The 16,700-nt window shown below is 56.5% G+C and carries 16 protein-coding genes and 2 pseudogenes; 11 read left to right on the forward strand and 7 right to left on the reverse strand.

The features are described 5' to 3' along the window. Positions 1-283 precede the first annotated feature (283 nt). The 6 genes and pseudogenes from ACMWJS_RS11925 (at position 284) to ACMWJS_RS11950 (ending at position 3,508) form a co-directional block, all read left to right on the forward strand. Positions 284-594, forward strand: a pseudogene (locus ACMWJS_RS11925) (type II toxin-antitoxin system HigB family toxin). Next, complete coding sequence (locus ACMWJS_RS11930) at positions 591-1,010, forward strand: helix-turn-helix domain-containing protein (protein WP_414747107.1); 420 nt, start codon at positions 591-593, stop codon at positions 1,008-1,010. Before ACMWJS_RS11925 ends, ACMWJS_RS11930 begins: the two are co-directional and overlap by 4 nt. A gap of 69 nt (positions 1,011-1,079) precedes the next feature. Then, a complete protein-coding gene (locus ACMWJS_RS11935; protein WP_248220910.1) occupies positions 1,080-1,490 on the forward strand; it encodes an Imm63 family immunity protein in 411 nt (136 codons plus the stop codon). A gap of 111 nt (positions 1,491-1,601) precedes the next feature. Next, positions 1,602-2,192, forward strand: coding sequence for a hypothetical protein (locus tag ACMWJS_RS11940; protein WP_414747108.1), 591 nt, complete (start codon positions 1,602-1,604; stop codon positions 2,190-2,192). Between the two features lie 281 nt (positions 2,193-2,473). Then, complete coding sequence (locus tag ACMWJS_RS11945; RefSeq protein ID WP_414747109.1) at positions 2,474-2,977, forward strand: DUF2569 domain-containing protein; 504 nt, start codon at positions 2,474-2,476, stop codon at positions 2,975-2,977. Positions 2,978-3,208: 231 nt separating this feature from the next. Continuing rightward, the gene (locus ACMWJS_RS11950) at positions 3,209-3,508 is read left to right on the forward strand and encodes a hypothetical protein (RefSeq protein WP_252073937.1); all 300 of its coding nucleotides are present in this window, start codon (positions 3,209-3,211) and stop codon (positions 3,506-3,508) included. A 116-nt stretch (positions 3,509-3,624) separates the two neighbouring features. Here the strand turns inward: ACMWJS_RS11950 and ACMWJS_RS11955 are convergent, their stop codons facing one another. After that, entirely contained in the window at positions 3,625-3,939 is a 315-nt protein-coding gene (locus ACMWJS_RS11955; RefSeq protein ID WP_328284376.1) for a DUF6678 family protein, read from the reverse strand. Positions 3,940-4,063: 124 nt separating this feature from the next. Here ACMWJS_RS11955 and ACMWJS_RS11960 point away from each other — a divergent pair. Continuing rightward, a pseudogene (locus ACMWJS_RS11960) lies at positions 4,064-4,165 on the forward strand (AraC family transcriptional regulator); the annotation flags it as partial. Here ACMWJS_RS11960 and ACMWJS_RS11965 read toward each other — a convergent pair. Next, positions 4,162-5,052, reverse strand: a complete 891-nt coding sequence (locus ACMWJS_RS11965) for an oxidoreductase (RefSeq protein WP_414747110.1) — start codon at positions 5,050-5,052, stop codon at positions 4,162-4,164. The pseudogene ACMWJS_RS11960 and the gene ACMWJS_RS11965 sit on opposite strands and share 4 nt — an antisense overlap. A 104-nt stretch (positions 5,053-5,156) precedes the next feature. Between ACMWJS_RS11965 and ACMWJS_RS11970 the strand changes: the two genes are divergently transcribed. Then, on the forward strand, positions 5,157-6,278 hold the full coding sequence (locus tag ACMWJS_RS11970) for a YbdK family carboxylate-amine ligase (RefSeq protein WP_069720322.1): 1,122 nt from the start codon (positions 5,157-5,159) through the stop codon (positions 6,276-6,278). Here ACMWJS_RS11970 and ACMWJS_RS11975 read toward each other — a convergent pair. The 3 genes from ACMWJS_RS11975 to ACMWJS_RS11985 all read right to left on the reverse strand — a co-directional run bounded on the left by ACMWJS_RS11975 (position 6,208) and on the right by ACMWJS_RS11985 (position 13,265). Next, on the reverse strand, positions 6,208-9,363 hold the full coding sequence (locus tag ACMWJS_RS11975) for an efflux RND transporter permease subunit (protein WP_414747111.1): 3,156 nt from the start codon (positions 9,361-9,363) through the stop codon (positions 6,208-6,210). The two genes, ACMWJS_RS11970 and ACMWJS_RS11975, sit on opposite strands and share 71 nt — an antisense overlap. A gap of 9 nt (positions 9,364-9,372) precedes the next feature. Further along, complete coding sequence (locus ACMWJS_RS11980; protein ID WP_414747112.1) at positions 9,373-10,434, reverse strand: efflux RND transporter periplasmic adaptor subunit; 1,062 nt, start codon at positions 10,432-10,434, stop codon at positions 9,373-9,375. Positions 10,435-10,556: 122 nt separating this feature from the next. Next, on the reverse strand, positions 10,557-13,265 hold the full coding sequence (locus ACMWJS_RS11985; RefSeq protein WP_414747113.1) for a cation-transporting P-type ATPase: 2,709 nt from the start codon (positions 13,263-13,265) through the stop codon (positions 10,557-10,559). Positions 13,266-13,744: 479 nt separating this feature from the next. Between ACMWJS_RS11985 and ACMWJS_RS11990 the strand changes: the two genes are divergently transcribed. Next, complete coding sequence (locus tag ACMWJS_RS11990) at positions 13,745-13,993, forward strand: DUF1158 domain-containing protein (RefSeq protein ID WP_013097677.1); 249 nt, start codon at positions 13,745-13,747, stop codon at positions 13,991-13,993. Between the two features lie 54 nt (positions 13,994-14,047). Here the strand turns inward: ACMWJS_RS11990 and ACMWJS_RS11995 are convergent, their stop codons facing one another. After that, positions 14,048-14,389: a RamA family antibiotic efflux transcriptional regulator gene (locus ACMWJS_RS11995; RefSeq protein ID WP_010428317.1), complete on the reverse strand. Its 342-nt coding sequence runs from the start codon at positions 14,387-14,389 to the stop codon at positions 14,048-14,050. A gap of 32 nt (positions 14,390-14,421) precedes the next feature. Further along, on the reverse strand, positions 14,422-15,525 hold the full coding sequence (locus ACMWJS_RS12000) for an MBL fold metallo-hydrolase (protein WP_196364917.1): 1,104 nt from the start codon (positions 15,523-15,525) through the stop codon (positions 14,422-14,424). A 190-nt stretch (positions 15,526-15,715) separates the two neighbouring features. Between ACMWJS_RS12000 and ACMWJS_RS12005 the strand changes: the two genes are divergently transcribed. Both ACMWJS_RS12005 and ACMWJS_RS12010 read left to right on the forward strand, forming a co-directional pair. Next, complete coding sequence (locus ACMWJS_RS12005; RefSeq protein WP_045909668.1) at positions 15,716-16,306, forward strand: TetR/AcrR family transcriptional regulator; 591 nt, start codon at positions 15,716-15,718, stop codon at positions 16,304-16,306. Further along, positions 16,296-16,664, forward strand: coding sequence for an MmcQ/YjbR family DNA-binding protein (locus ACMWJS_RS12010; protein ID WP_371898815.1), 369 nt, complete (start codon positions 16,296-16,298; stop codon positions 16,662-16,664). Before ACMWJS_RS12005 ends, ACMWJS_RS12010 begins: the two co-directional genes overlap by 11 nt. Positions 16,665-16,700: the final 36 nt, after the last annotated feature.

The raw sequence follows: 16,700 nt of genomic DNA on the forward strand, positions 1-16,700 counted from the left end.
ATCTTTCACACACTTCCATAAGATATTGTTAGTAAAACTAGCCTCCACCAGACTCCTTTTCAGCAAACAATTTCTGAATACGCTACGCAAATCAATCAAATTTCCCTGGTCGAGCGATACCTCCCCCTTTAATCTCAAGCCACCCCAACTTAACGTGCTCGAGCGCTCTACATGAGCATAATTATCAAGAACATGTAGGAGCTTCATTTCCCCCGCAGTTTCCACATTGTCAACTCACCAATCACCACCTATAATGTTTCCATCCTGGAAACAATGGGCATGGATGCACGTAGTCTCAAGAACGCCTTTCGATACGGCGGCCAGACATTTTCCCACTCAATCACTCGCCCCGGACGACCTTTACCAGGTACTAAAAAAGGAACACTACCCCTAACCAGGCGACATGCGAAAGCGCTTTCCCAGCCTGGACCGGATGAAATACCGGGAAAAATGGTGGGTCATTGATGTAGGTGGCGGGCACTTAAGAGTGATGTTTTTGCTAATTTTGAACGGGGAAAGATCTTCATCAAACACATCAGCACGCACGCAGAGTATGACAAGCTCACGGACCTCTACCGGAGAACGAAAGAATGAATTATGCAGCAGCCATCAAAGCGGCAAACGAGCTGACTAACGAGCTCCCCTTCCTGGGCTCAAGCCCGTCGCGACAAGATTACGAGGATGCTCTGGCGATGGTGGAACATCTTATTGAGCACGACCCCGATAGCTCGCTGATAGAGATGCTTACCGCGAAAATCGATAAATACGAAAACGAGTCTCCGGAGTTTGCAGAATTTAACGCGCGTATTGCCCGCATTCCGTCAGGCGTTGCGTTATTGCGAACGCTAATGGATCAGTACCAACTCACTCAGAGCGATTTCGAGAATGAGATTGGTAAGAAGTCTCTGGTGAGTCGGATCCTTAATGGACAGCGCACATTGACCCTGGATCATATGCGGGCGCTGGCGAAGCGTTTCGGTTTGCCTGTGAGTGCGTTTGTGGGGAAGTGATCGCGAGCAGACTCTGTGCACCCATTCTGCGATAATGAGTGGTTCACATAAAAGAACAAAGGAATGCTGATGAAAACGATAGAAGAACTACGAAACGAGCTTCTAAAAATAGGTGAGCAACTTGGGGGAGGCACAAGACCAAATCATTACTTCTTTATCCCTGACCAACCTGATGGGGTTGCAACTCCCTATCTGGAAATTCATGGGAAAGAATATCATTTTATCATCAGTGAAAGGGGGCTTGAAATACAGCGAAAAGTAACGCTCAGTGACGATGAAATTCTTTATTGGTTTGTGGAGAGTGCCTTGGCGGGGCTGGCCTCAACCTATGCAGCAAAACATTCATCTGAACGGGAATTCAGAGAGGTTTATTTCAGAAAGGAATACAGTTTAATGCTCTCAGTCAAGCCCGAATGGGCAACAAGAAAGCGCAAAGAAATCACTCAGCTTCTCCATTCGCAAAGAAGCGAACATCGTTAACCCAACCGGCTCGTTACATTTACTACCCTATCCCCCTCTCTTTTCCTGGTGATTGCCTGCAGCACGCCATCTGATACTCTGGCTGTACTCAAGGGATGACAAGGAAGAGAAATGCTGAATCCTGGATTCGTAACCCGTGAAGCGCTTGCTCAGTGGCAGGATGTCCCCGCTTTTTTACCTCAGTTCCAGTTTCATGAAAAACACCGAACGGTCATTCATACTGCGCACCCTGAACATATTCTGCCGTTGATTGCCAACTTTGACCTCCGGCAAGATGCTGTGATTCGTCGGTTGATGGCTTTGCGGCAATTACCGCAAAAACTTCTTCGCGATCAGCAGGCTGACTCAATCAGCAACTTTGGTTTGCACAGTTTTACCCTTTTGAAAGATTCAGCATCGGAGCTTTGCTATGGCTTAAGAGGGCAATTCTGGCGTGCAGATTTCGGTCTGGAAAGCGTGTCGGATGCCAGCGCGTTTCAGACGCCTGCCGTGCCGGGCAGCGCGATACTGTTGCTGCGCTACCAGGTAAAGGAACTGGCACCAGACCAGCATGAACTCAGTACGGAAACGTTCGTCTTTTGCCCGGACAGAAGCACCCGGCTCAGGATGGCGGCTTACTGGCTGGTAATACGGGCGGGCAGCGGCTGGATCCGCAGGAGAACGCTGAAAGCGGTTAGGATGAATATCGAGAAGCTGGACTGAAGTGCAACAGAGAACCTTATGGTGTTCAGTGTTAGCACTTTACTTTAAATATTCGTTTCCGGTCGGGAACTGTCGGGAAGAAATGTTTGAGGAACCGTTATTAGCAAAGCGCGGTCCCTGGTAGGGACTTAGAATGAATATCTGTGCTGCGGGAATCGCCCCTTAACACAAATTTACTCGAAAAAGTTACCTGCACAGCATACTTATTTATCAGTCAGTTGCGTTTGCAATAGACTTCATTTAATCTATTGTAAATTATAAAATACTTCAAAGGTCCATATATGGAATGGGGATGCATAAAGTGTGGGGTTGAAATACCTCAGGACAGAGAGTTTTGCGACAGTTGCGAAGATAAAAACTTCAGAAAAATTGGAGGCTTTCTTTTTCTCCCTCTTATAGGATTAGTGGTTACTGCTGCTTCCTATATTTTTGCAATGACAGATGCATTTAAATTTACGATAGAAAACCATTCGCACCTGAATGCAAATGCAAAAATTTTCTTCATAGCTTCCCTGGTTATTTATATTGGCGAATTTCTTTTTACTGTCACCGTTATTTCATTTTTCCTAAGAAAGAAGAAATCGCTACCAAAGCTTTATATTTTGTTTTTAATATCAATCGTGACGACAATGTCATTTAATACCTACTTGCTTTACAGATTAATTCCTGGCGCTGAGATTGGCTATAATGAACTTGTACCTGTTTTTAGAAACGTGATTACGGCTTTAATTTGGATTCCCTATTTCATAACCTCTGTTCGTGTAAAAAGAACGTTTATCCGATAAAAAACACGAGTGGCTTCATCATTTTGATGACAGACGATGCATGGCTATACTAATGCACATACAGTCATCAACACTGAGCGGACGCTATCATCGTCCGCTCATGATACGGAAAGGGCAGAAAAGTGGGTAAGGTCCGCACTGAGTTAAGAACGGACACTCTTGTATAAAGCATGGCGTCGGATTACAGTGAGAGCATTGATTGATAAGTGAGTACAATCAGAACAGTAGCCAATGAAACAAAAACTTCGCAAACGTAACCAGGACTGGATATCAAGGCAATTACAACGTGCGCGCAAAGAGAAAATGCCGTTAAGTTTCTTTATTAATTTTCCTTCAATACGAGCAACTGCGTGTAATGGTCAGCGCCTTAAACGGCGTGGTCGTCTCAAGCCTGACTGGAGTCGCGCATTGTTTTATCCGGGGTGGGGAGAAGTGCCGATTATTGGACCGCAAGGCTCTGTGTATTGGTTTGAGGGGTTTGATAAGGAACAATTACCTGGAGAATTGATGCCGCTATGGGAAGATGTCTGATTGTATTGACTTTGAATTAATAAACTTTCAGTGTAACGCTTAGACAGTGAGGAGTAGAGGCCAATTCTACGCAAAGACTAACGTATTCCTGTTAGCCATTAAACGATTTTATCTGGTTAAAGATAATCTACATAGCTGACCGAATCTGCGTATCCCCAAATTCTATAACCGGTTGATACCTCGATTCCAGGGAGATGAATAGCGCGAAGAATAGTACCTACCATGGTATGTTGTTCAACTGAGTTTGTCATAATATCAAGATACTTGATATCCAAATAGCCACCTTCACAGAAATGGTAAAACCACTCGCCATCAACTGCAGATTCATAGCCATTGAGAAAAGTGATTTTCCATAAGGGGGGAGATTCCATGCTAACCATTGCCATGCGGATCTCATTCCATTTTGTATTATTCATGCAGCTATAAAGCATTTGAACCTCCCGGGATCTGCTCCCGACAGATCAACACGCTACCAGGATAACCACGTAAAATTATGGCACAAAGCTGATATTCATATTCACTTATCTTCCCGCCTTTCTATCGCCCCCCCCCACTCTCGGGTACGAATCCGTGAACGCGTTTATCACCATGTTCAGAAAAGTGATGGGCAGCACGCCCGCCCATTACTTTGCCGAACGGAAAAACAACGGCCGTTAACCCGGCCCCTCGCTCCCCGCCGCCAGCAGCGGTACCACCACATCGCTGATGGGCACTGCAATGCCGTGTTTGCGGCCGTAGCGCTGGATCACGCCGTTGCGGATATCCCACTCCATCGGGCGATTCGCCTGACGGTCAGCGAGAATCGACGTGCCGAGGTCCTCAGGCGCACGCTGAAAGTTCGCCAGAATCTCCTGCGCCACGTCATCGGCCAGCTTCGCCCCTTCGGCGCGGGCGACAGTAAGCCCCTCGCGTAGGTAGGCCAGCGCAAGCTCGCTGATATCCTCGCGCCTGAACATCCCGGCACGACGGTTAGCGAGCACCATCAGTCCGGCGACCGCGTTTTGCAGCAGCTTGCGCCAGGCGACGGTGGGGAAATCAGCCGAGAGTTCAACTTCACAGCGCGTACCGCGAAGCGCCTCGACCACCCGCTGCGCTTGAGGCACGTCCGGCAGCGTCAGGCGCGGCTTCGCCCGTAGCCAGACGGAGGCATCCGGCTCGCGCTGCGCCGGGAACCAGACCACCGACGGCAGCACAGTCGCGCCACTGACCAAAGGCTCAAGCTGAGCCTTCTGCTCTACGCCATTTTGCAGGGCACACACCACCGTATTTTCATCGCACAGCGCGCGCAGCCACCCGGCGCTGTCGGCATTTTGCGTCGTTTTCACCGCGATAAACACGAGGTCAACGGGACGCGTGATAGCCACCGGATCGGTTAATACCGGACCGGGCACCACCGTTTCACCCTCATCGTGACGCAGGCGTAATTCCGGATGCGCGGTGCGTCCGCAGAGTAGCGGCGTGCGGCCAGCGTCATGCAGTACCGCGGCAACGGTGGTGCCAATCGCACCGGGACCAATCAGCGCAATGGTTGGATAGTCAGACATGAGTCACTCCCCTTTTGCTAAGCCTGCTATCAGTTATACCACCCTGAGACGAGCGCGCCACACCTGTTGTCTATACTCAACATTCACAGACAACGGAGTGCGCCATGCCTTTACCCGATTTTAAATCCTCTGAACCGTTCACTCTTGGCATCGAGCTCGAACTGCAGGTGGTTAACCCGCCGGGGTACGATCTCAGCCAGGACTCCTCCGCGCTCATCGCCGCCGTCAAAGACGATATCAAAGGCGGTGAAGTCAAACACGACATCACCGAAAGCATGCTCGAAATCGCCACCGGCGTGTGTCAGACCATCGATCAGGCGGCGGCGCAGTTCTCGGTGATGCAGCAGAGCATCCTGCGCGCGGCGGCGGAGCAGCACATTCAGATCTGCGGCGGCGGGACTCATCCGTTCCAGAAATGGCAGCGCCAGGAGGTGTGCGACGACGAGCGCTATAACGTCACGCTGGAGCGCTTTGGCTATCTGATTTTGCAGGCGACGGTGTTCGGTCAGCACGTTCACGTCGGCTGCCGGACCGGGGATGACGCCATTTACCTCCTGCACGGCCTGTCGCGCTTTGTGCCGCACTTTATTGCCCTGGCGGCCGCCTCGCCGTACATGCAGGGCACCGACACAAAGTTCTCCTCGTCGCGGCTCAATATCTTCTCCGGGTTCCCGGATAACGGCCAGATGCCGTGGGTCAACAGCTGGCAGGAGTTTGAAGGGCTGTTCCGCCGCCTGAGTTCCACCAGCATGATCGACAGCATCAAAGATCTGCACTGGGATATTCGCCCCAGCCCGCATTTTGGCACCGTGGAGGTGCGGGTGATGGATACGCCGCTGACGCTCGGCCACGCGATTAACATCGCCGGGCTGATTCAGGCCACGTCACACTGGCTGCTGACCACGCGACCGTATAAGCATCAGGAACGGGATTTTCTGCTCTACCGTTTTAACCGTTTTCAGGCGTGTCGCTACGGGCTGGAGGGGATCCTGACGGATGTGCACACCGGCGAGCAACGAACCGTGGCGGAGGACATCGCCTGGCTGCTGGAGCAGGTGGCGCCGTCGGCCGATAAGCTCGGTGCCACAAGCGCAATCAATGAAATTGCCCTGCTGTTAAAGCAGGGCAAGAGCGAGGCGCAGCGCATGCGGGACTTTATCGCCGACGGCGGCTCGCTGATTTCTCTGGTCCAGAAGCACTGCGAGCTGTGGGCGACGAGTCCGTAAGGCCGTGGCCCCACTCCCGCAGGCGCTGGAACAGCACGAACAGCGCGGGGATGAACAGAATCCCCACCACGGTCGCTACCAGCATGCCGCTGAAGACCGTGGTGCCGATGATGCGGCGGCTCTGGGCGCCTGCGCCGGTCGCCAGCATCATCGGCAAAACGCCGATAATGAACGACACGGCGGTCATCATCACCGCCCGGAAGCGGCGCGAGGCCCCTTCCCGCGCGGCATCGACAATCGCCATTCCGTCCATACGCCGCGCGCGGGCGAACTCGACGATAAGAATCGCGTTCTTGGCCGCTAACGCGATCAGCAATACCAGACCAATCTGCACGTACACGTCGTTGGCGTATCCCGCCAACCACAGCCAGACCAGCGCCCCGCCAATGGCAAACAGCACCGAGAGCATCACGCTTGCCGGGAGCGTCCAGCTCTCGTACTGGGCGACGAGGAACAGCCACGCCATCACCACCGCCGCCAGCACGATCCAGATCGCCTGATTACCTGTCTGCTGCTCCTGGTACGACATGCCGCTCCAGGCGTAGTCGTATCCGGCCGGCAGGCTTTCCGCGAGGATCTCGCCCATCGCCGCCATCGCGGTGCTGCTGCTCACCCCAGCCGCTGCCGAGCCGCTCACCGACACGGACGGGAACTGGTTGTACTGCTGCAGGAACGGCGCGCCGACGGTCGGCGTGATGGTGACGAGGTTGCTCAGGCGCACCCGCTCGCCGCTGTTGCTGCGCACGAACAGCTCGCTGATCTGCTCTGCACGCTCGCGCCACTGCATCTCGTTCTGCATCACCACGTGGTAGACGCGGTTGTTGATGCTGAAATCCCCGGCGCGCGTGCCGCCAAAGGCGGTTTGCAGGCTGCTGAAGATGCGCGACACCGGCACGTCAAGACGGGCGGCGCGCTCGCGGTCAACGGTCAGCGTCAGCTGCGGCACATTGCTGCTCCAGGTGGTGAACACGCGGCTCAGTTGCGGGTGCTGGTTGGCTTTCGCCAGCACCTCGCGGGTGACGCGCTCCAGCTCCGCCGGGCTCTGCCCCGCCTGAGCCTGGATGCGCAGGTCAAAACCGGAGGCGTTGCCCAGCCCCGGCAGCGTCGGCGGCGCGAAGGTCATGATGGTCGCTTCCGGCAGGGCCAGCAGCTGGCGCTGCAGGGTGCCCATCACCTCCTCCAGCGGCGGACGCGCGCTCCAGTCCTTCAGCATGATGGAGATAAACCCACCGTTGGAGGCGCTGGTGCCGTTGAGGATGTTAAATCCGGAGACCTGAATGACGTCCTCCACCGCCGGATTTTGGGCGATCAGCTCCCGCGCGGTGGTCATCACCGCTTCGGTGCGCTCCAGCGAAGCCGCTTCCGGCAGCTGAACGCTGGCGAAGAAGTAGCCCTGGTCCTCCTGCGGCAGGAAGCCTTTTGGCATCGACATAAAGCTGAACAGCACGACTGCCGCCGCGCCTGCGGTGGCAAGCAGCGCCAGCCACGGACGCAGGTTTAAGACATGCACGAGGCGGGTGTAGAAACCGCGCGTGGCATCCAGCCCGCGGTTGAAGGCGCGATAAATGGCCGCAGGTTTCTCCGGGCGCGGACGCAGCAGCATCGCGCACAGCGCGGGCGTCAGGGTCAGCGCCACCAGGCTTGAGAGCGTCACGGCGGTGGAGAGCGTCACCGCGAACTGGCGGTAGAGTTCGCCGACAATGCACGGCAGCAGCGCCACCGGCACAAATACCGCCAGCAGCACCAGCGTCGTCGCGATCACCGGCCCGGCAATCTGGCGCAGCGCCAGCGCGGTCGCCGCCGTGCGGCTTTGCCCTTCCGCCATCAGCGTTTCAACGCTCTCCACCACCACGATGGCGTCATCCACCACCATGGTCAGCGCCAGAATAATGGCAAACAGGCTGAGCGTGTTGGCGGAGTAGCCGAGCGTGTAGAGCACCGCAAAGGTGCCCACCAGCGACACCGGAATGGCGAGGGCGACAATCAGCGTCGCGCGCCAGCTCTGCAGGAACAGGGAAACGACCACCACCACCGCCAGCATCGTCAGCGCCAGCGAGACGCCGATCTCTTTAATGGTCGCGGCGACAAAAGAGGTGGTGTCGAATTTCACCTCATAAACCAGGTCGTCCGGGAAGCGCGTTGAGAGGCGTTCCAGCTCCGCGCGTACCGCATCGGCCACGCGCAGGGCGTTGGCGGACGGCGTCGGATAGATACCCAAATAGGCGGAGTCGTGCCCGTTCAGCTGCGCGCCGGAGCTGTAGCTGCGCGAGCCGAGCTCGATGGTGGCGATGTCCTTCAGGCGCACCAGTTGGCCCATATCCCCGGCGCGGATGATGATGTCGGCAAACTCTTCGGCCTGGCTTAAGCGCCCCAGCCCGTTGATGGTCAGGGTCTGCTGCTGGCCGTTAAACACCGGCGGCGTGCCCACCTGACCCGCCGCGCCCTGTACGTTCTGCTCGCGCAGCGCCTGCGCCACGTCATCGGTGGTGACGTTCAGGGCGTTCATGCGGTCCGGGCGCAGCCAGATGCGCATGCTGTAGTCGCGCGCGCCGAACATCTGCACCTGCCCCACGCCGGGCAGACGCGACAGCGCCTCGCGCACCTGGGTGCTGGCGTAGTTGCTGACGAACAGCGGCGTGTGGGTGTTATTCGGTGAGTAAAGACTTACCCCCATCATCAGGTTGGTGGCCCGCTTGCGCACCTGCACGCCGTTTTGCTGCGCCTCGGTCGGCAGCTGCGCCACGGCCTGCGCCACGCGGTTTTGCACGTCGATGGCCGCGAGATCCGGATCGGTGCCCGCCGCAAAGGTAATGTTCAGGCTGTAAGTGCCTTCGTCCGAACTGGTGGACTCCATGTAGAGCATATGGTCCACGCCGTTCAGCTGCGTCTCCAGCGGCGTGGCGATGGCCTCCGCCACGTCAGCAGAGCTGGCACCGGGCCAGCTGGCAGAGACGTTCACCACCGGCGGCGTGATCTGCGGGTACTGCTCCACCGGGATAATCCTCAGCGCAATGGCCCCCAGCAGGGTGATGACCAGCGCAATCACCATCGCGAAACGCGGGCGTTTGATGAAAAACGTCAGCATGATGGCTCCTTAATTCAGTATCTGGACAGCAGCGCCGGGCTGCACGCGCTGCGCGCCGTCAGTAATCGCTCGCTCACCGGGCTTCACGCCAGAGGTGATCTGGAACTGCTGGCTAATCTGACCAGCCACGTTCAGCGGGCGCATTTCGGCGTTGCCGTCGGCATTAACGACCCAGGCAAAGTAGCCGTCGCCGTTCTGCTGGACCGCGGCGGCGGGCAGGGTCAGCACCGGCTGCTCGCTTGCCGGGCGCAAAAACACGTTCACATTACCGCCGGGCAGCAGCTGATGGCGCGGATTGGCAAACTCGGCGCGCAGCATCACGCTGGCGGTACGCGGGTCAACGCGGTTATCCACTGACGTCAGCTCGCCGCTGACGCGCTGGCCGTTGCTGTCGATCAGCGCCTGCCAGGCACGCTTCATGGCGTTGATATCCGCATGCTGTCCGGCTTTGGCGGCAAACGCCCCCTCTTCCAGCGCAAAGGCGATGCGGATCGGGTCAAGCTGCACCACCTCCACCAAAACGCCGCTCGCCGGGTTGACCAGGCTACCCACATGGAAGCTGCTGTGCCCCACGCGGCCGTCAATCGGCGAGGTGATACGGGTGTAGCTCAGGGTGACGTTGCGGGCTTCGAGCCGGGCCTTCGCCTGCTCGAGAGCGGCGCTGGCGACGTCGCGCTGCATGCGGGCGTTGTCCACGTCGTGACGGCTGATGGCGTTGCTGCTGCCGAGACTTTCAAAGCGGGAAAGGTGCTGCTGCGCCTGGCGCAGCGTGGCTTCGGCGCTTTTCACTTCGGCCTGAGCCAGGCGCAGGGCAGCGCGCGGCTCTGCGTCGTCCAGCTCAAACAGCACGTCGCCTTTTTTCACGTACTGCCCGTCGCGGAAGTGGATTTTGGCAATCGCGCCTTCCGTTCGCGCCCGTAGCTCAACGGTGTGAATAGCTTCGATGCGGCCCGGGATCTGGCGCTCGGCGGCGTGGGCAGTTTGCTCCACGGTGGCGACGCGAACGGGGATGGCGGCGAATGCGGGTTGCAGGGTACTGACAAGAAGTGCTAACAGGACCGGGAATTTCATGGGAGTACCTCAGCGTTGTTTCTCCCCTCACCCCGGCCCTCTCCCCAAAGGGGCGAGGGAGAAAACCGGGCGGTCCCCTCTCCCCTATGGGGAGAGGGTTAGGGTGAGGGGTAAGGTTTTCGTTATGCAGCCTTACGGAACCTGCGGGTCAGTCGCTTCTCGATTTCGACGACGAAGAACATCACGCCTGCAACGGCCAGGGTCACAAACCAGTAGCGCAGCGGCAGGGCTTCGGTACCGAACAGCATCTGCATAAACGGCAGGTAGATAATCGCCGCCTGGAGCAGGAACAGCACGCCCGTCACCAGCCAGATCCCTTTGTTCGCCAGCAGACCGCGGTTGAGGGAGAACCCTTCGGTGTTGCGGCAGTTAATCATGTATACCCACTGGGCGCAGACCAGCATCTGCAGCAGCACGGTGCGGATGAACTCCGCGCTGTGGCCGCGCGGAGCCAGCCAGGCTTCCAGCGCAAAGGCGGCGATGGCAATCATGGTGCCGACGAAGGCCACGCGCCAGACGGCGTAGGCGTCCATCACGTGCTGCCCGGTCTGACGCGGCGGACGGCGCATGATGTTGCGCTCGGCGGCCTCAAAGGCCAGGCCGAAGGAGAGCGTGGCGGAGGTGGCCATGTTCATCCACAGAATCAGCACCGGCGTCAGCGGAATGATGTTCCCCGCCAGCAGCGCAATCACAATCAGCAGCCCCTGCGCCAGGTTGGTCGGCATGATGAACAGGATGGTCTTCTTCAGGTTGTCGTAAACGCGACGCCCCTCTTTCACCGCGCTGGCGATGGTGGCGAAGTTATCGTCCGTCAGGACCATGTCCGCCGCCTCTTTGGTCACTTCCGTGCCCTTAATGCCCATCGCAATACCCACGTCCGCCTGACGCAGCGCCGGGGCATCGTTCACGCCGTCGCCGGTCATGCCGACGATTTCGCCTTTGTCCTGCAGCGCTTTCACCAGGCGCAGCTTATGCTCCGGGCTGGTACGGGCGAAGATGTCATACTTCACCGCCGCGTCCGCCAGGGCGGCATCGTCCATCTTCTCCAGCTCGTAGCCGGTAACCGCCTGCTCGCTGTTGCTGATCCCCAGCATCTGCCCGATGCTCATTGCCGTCTGCGGGTGATCGCCGGTGATCATCTTCACGCGGATCCCCGCCTGCTGGCAGGCGTTAATCGCGTCAATGGCTTCCGGGCGCGGCGGATCCATCATCCCGGCGATGCCGAGGAAGATCAGACCGTGGCTCAGGTCATCGTGCGTCAGTTCCTGCTCGCCGTTCGCTGGTTTGAACGCCGCGGCGACCATGCGCAGCCCCTGACGCGCATAGCGCTCCATCTCACTTTCCCAGTACGTGCGGTTGAAGGCTTCTGCACCGTGACGGGTCTGCTGCTGTGCACAGAGGGCGAAAATGACGTCCGGCGCGCCGGTGATCAGGATCTGCTCCTCACCGCCAATCTGGTAGTGGGTGCTCATGTACTTGTACTGCGAGTCGAACGGGATCTTGTTAACCAGCGCGGTCATCACCGGCTCAAGGCTGGCTTTCGCCGCCAGCACCTTCAGCGCGCCCTCGGTTGGGCCGCCGGTGATGCCCCACAGCCCGCGATCGTCCTGAATCAGTTGGCTGTCGTTACACAGGTCGATGGTGCGCAGGTACTGCTCCAGCACGGTGCCCGGCTGGATCTGCACCGGCTCGTCGCTGCCTTCCAGGTAGATGTTACCCACCGGTTCGTAGCTGTTGCCGTCCACGCGGTAGCAGGCGTCGGCGGTGATGATGGCTTTGACCGTCATCTCGTTCATGGTCAGGGTACCGGTTTTATCCGAGCAGACCACGGTCATCGCGCCGAGCGTTTCAACCGTCGGCAGCTTGCGGATAATCGCCCGCTTGCGCGCCATCGCCTGCACGCCCAGGGAGAGGATGATGGAGATAATGGCCGGCAGACCTTCCGGTACGGAAGCCACCGCCAGGCTAATCAGGGAGAGCAGGAGCTCCCCCATCGGGATCTCGCGGAACGCCAGGCTGAAGACAAACAGCGCGGCCATCATTGCCAGAATAATCGCGAAGATCGCTTTACCCAGCTTGTCCATCTGCACCAGCAGCGGCGTACGGTGCTTTTCGATACCCGCCATCATCTGGTTGATGTGGCCGAGTTCCGTATCCTGACCGGTCGCGGTGACCACACCGATGCCGCCGCCCGCGCTGACGGTCGTCCCGGAGAAGACCATATTGGTGCGATCGCCCAGCGGTAATTCGCCGCTCAGCGGATTAACGTGTTTATCCACCACGGTGGATTCACCGGTCAGAATCGCCTCTTCCACACGTAAATTATGCGCTTCAATTAAACGCATATCCGCCGGAATACGATCCCCCGCGCGTAATACGATAATATCGCCCGGGACTATTTCAGTTGTGGGGATTGTTTCATGGTTGCCGTTACGAATAACGCGCGCCTCGCTGGCGAGCATATTACGAATACTCTTCAGGGATTTTTCCGCGTTGCTTTCCTGAATATGACCAATTAAGGCATTGATTACCGCCACGCCCAAAATAACCAGCGTATCAACCCAGTGGCCCATTACTGCCGTTAATACGGCGGCGGCCAGCAGGACATAAATCAGCACATCATTAAAATGGGCCAGGAAACGCAGCCAGGCGGGTTTGCCTTTTTTCTCCGGCAGCGCGTTCGGCCCTGTTTTTTGCAGACGCGCCTGCGCCTCTGCACGGTCCAGACCGCTGGCCTGGCTCTGCGCGTGTGCAAGCACCTGCTCTACGGTCTGCTGGTATGCCAGCCCGCCGGAAGGCGGCACGTTCGGAATCACTTTTTTTTCAGTCATCGTATTTTTCCTTCAATTTCCGGTGAACAGAAGCCTGAATTCCTTTCGGGCTTAAATAAATTCATTTTAAAGTCTTGCTGGTAAAATTGATCTACCGCAATATAATGACTTCTCGGTTATTCAAAACTGATTAAAACTATTTCGATGACCTGATTTTTACAAAATATTTCTAAACCAAAACTAAACAAGGGGGAACCATGTGGGGTATTTATCGCGGGCGCAGACTGGTGTTATACGTTATCGCGGCCATTGTTATTGCCACGTTAATTGGTTATAGCACCTATACATTTGTAAAATTATTTTCCTGATGCGGACGTTTATTTACATAACGCGTTATTAATATAAACGCCGGGTCGTATGTTGTTATTTGTGCGCAGTAATAATGTCTTTGTTTTATTCAAAAAGGTCAGCGGGGCTGATATTGCTTTACGTTACAGAATGCCGGACAATGACATTTTTAACTGACGATTAACATTACGATGAAACACCCGCTAGAATCGCTGCTCACCGCAGGCGGCATTTTATTACTGGCCCTGCTTTCGTGCCTGCTGCTCCCGGCGCCTTCGCTTGGGCTGGTGCTGGCGCAGAAGCTGGTTCAGACCTTTCACATGGTCGATCTTAACCAGCTCTATACCATTCTGTTCTGCGTGTGGTTTTTACTGCTCGGGGCGATTGAATTCTTCGTGCTGCGTTTCGTCTGGCGACGCTGGTTTTCACTCGCGTCCTGAGCCCATAAAAAAGCCGGGTGGCGGCTACGCCTTACCCGGCCTACACGCGACAGGTTAATGTGTCTGGCTATGGTTCTCTTTACGGTACGCACCCGGCGGCTGGTTGAACGTACGGGTGAAGATACGGGTAAACGTCTGCTGCGAGTCAAACCCGTAACGCAGGCAGATGTCGTACACCCGGGCGTCGGATTCTCGCAGATCGCGCGCCGCCAGCAGCAGCTTACGTTCACGAATATAACGCCCCAGACTCTCCCCTTTGTACTGCATAAACAGCCGCTGCAGGTGCCATTTCGAGTAACCCGCGTGACGGGCAATCTCTTCTATTCGTAATGGCTGGTGCAGATTGTCGTCGATCCATTCGACGATAGTGTCGATGACTTGAGCGGAAATGGTCATACTGCTGTCCCCCTCTGCTTCTCGCTTAAACATTATTCCCACCACGCACGAAAGGTTTGTGCGCTGTCGCTTACCCGGACGGGCTCGCCCAGTTCCGGCGTCAGCAACCGATAATTTTTATCCTTGCTGGCTTTTGCCAGCTGGATCAGCGGATCGTTCCAGGCGTGTTTCGCCAGCACGAAGCGTCCGTTATGCCCGGGCACCACGGCTTTCGCGTTCAGATCCGCCGAGGCCTGCGCCGTTTCCTCCGGCAGCATGTGGATGTACTTCCAGTCCTGGTCGTACTGGCCGTTTTCCATGATGGCGACGTCCACTTCGCCAAACTGTTCACCGATGGCCCTGAAGTGCGGGCCGTAACCGGAATCCCCGCTGTAGTAAACCTTCTGCTCTGGCGTGACGAACATGAAGCTGCCCCACAGGGTGCGATCGCGTTTGATGCCGCGACCGGAGAAGTGACGCGCAGGCAGAACGTGCACCGTCAGCGCATCGCTGATGCGTACCGACTGGTTCCAGTCGCGCTCGTCAATAATCTCGGGCTTCATCCCCCAGTAACGCAGGTGGGATCCCACGCCCAGCGGCGTCACCACGCGTTTCACCTTCGGCAGTAGCGCCTTGATAGTGGCGTAATCCAGATGATCGTAGTGATCGTGCGAGATAATCAGCAGGTCGATCGCCGGCATGCGTTCAGCACGCCACGGATACTCGCCGGCAAAGGCCTTATTGAGGAACGAAAACGGCGCGGCATAGTTGCCAAGCACCGGGTCAATCAGGATGCGTTTGCCCGCGAGCTGCAGATACCACGAAGAGTGACCGAGCCACACCAGGGTGTCCTGCTCCAGCGGCAGGCTCGCAAGATCGGTTTTCACCAGCGGCAGCGGCTGGGCCGGGCGGGCGTTTTCAGTTTTTTTAGTCAGAAACTCCCACATCGCGACCAGCATATTTTTGTCACCGTTATATCCCGGCGTCGGCAGCGTATTGTGGAATTTCCCCTCGCGATACTGTGGGGAGGCCTCCACTTCGGTGAGCCGTTCACCCTGCGGCGGCTGGCCGAATCCGGCATTCAGAACAAACGGTAAACTCGCGGCTGAAGCAATAATCATGATTAACACCACGCAGATGAAGAGAGGTTTTTTCATATCCTGACCCGAAAACGCGCCCCATCCGATAGCGTGCGCAGGGTAAACTTGATTATGAGTGAGTAAGCACTCATTATAGATATGATGATAAAGTCGTCAAGACGTTTTCGATCTTTGACATTCCGCGTTGCAGCGTGTCAAAGCACGTGTTTCAATCAGGGTTTTTATAATTGACAGGAGGAAAAATTTAGTGGCACGTCCGAAGAGTGAAGATAAAAAACAGGCCTTACTGGAAGCCGCAACGGCGGCGTTTGCACAGTCAGGTATTGCCGCCTCAACGGCGCTCATTGCCCGTAAGGCTGGCGTCGCCGAAGGCACCCTGTTCCGCTACTTTGCTACGAAAGACGATCTGCTGAATGCCCTCTATCTGCATCTGAAGCAGGATCTCTGCCAGACCATGCTGGCAAACCTCGATCGCACCATCACGCTGCCTAAAGAACATACCCGCAATATCTGGAACAGCTATGTGGACTGGGGTATTCGTAACCCCGTTGCACATGCGGCGATCCGCCAGATTGGCGTCAGTGAAAAGCTGAGCGTCGAAACGGAACAGGCGGTGAAAGAGATGTTTCCGGAGCTGCATGAACTCTGCCGCCGCTCGGTGCGTCAGGTGTTTATGTCTGATGAATTTAAAACGTTTGGCGATGCGCTTTTCTTATCGCTGGCCGAAAGTACGATGGAATTTGCCACCCGCGATCCGTCCCGCGCCGTTGAGTTTAAAGCGCTCGGCTTTGAGGTGATGTGGCGCGGGCTTGCCCAGGAAGAGAGCGATGGACAGTAAAACGTTGCAGGAGCACGCAAAACGCGTGGCGCTGGAACTGCCATTCACCGAACACTGCTGGCCGTTTGGGCCGGAGTTTGACGTGTTTAAAGTGGGTGGAAAAATTTTCATGATTATGGCCGTCGCACACGGGCGGCCGCACGTCAGCCTGAAGTCAGACCCGGAGAAATCGCTGTTAAACCAGCAGATCTACCGCGGGATAGAACCCGGCTACCATCTGAGTAAAAAGCACTGGATCTCCCTTTACGGTACGGACGACGTGACGCCGGAACTGGTTACCGATCTTATCAATGATTCCTGGCATCTGGTGGTGGATAAACTGCCGAAAAAAGACCAGAAGTGGATCCGGCCGGTCTGATTGTTCGTCTGAGACGAACAGATTAAACGCTCGAAT

This window comes from Enterobacter sp. HK-058-C-ECC, assembly GCF_047531125.1.
Taxonomy (GTDB): domain Bacteria; phylum Pseudomonadota; class Gammaproteobacteria; order Enterobacterales; family Enterobacteriaceae; genus Enterobacter; species Enterobacter quasiroggenkampii.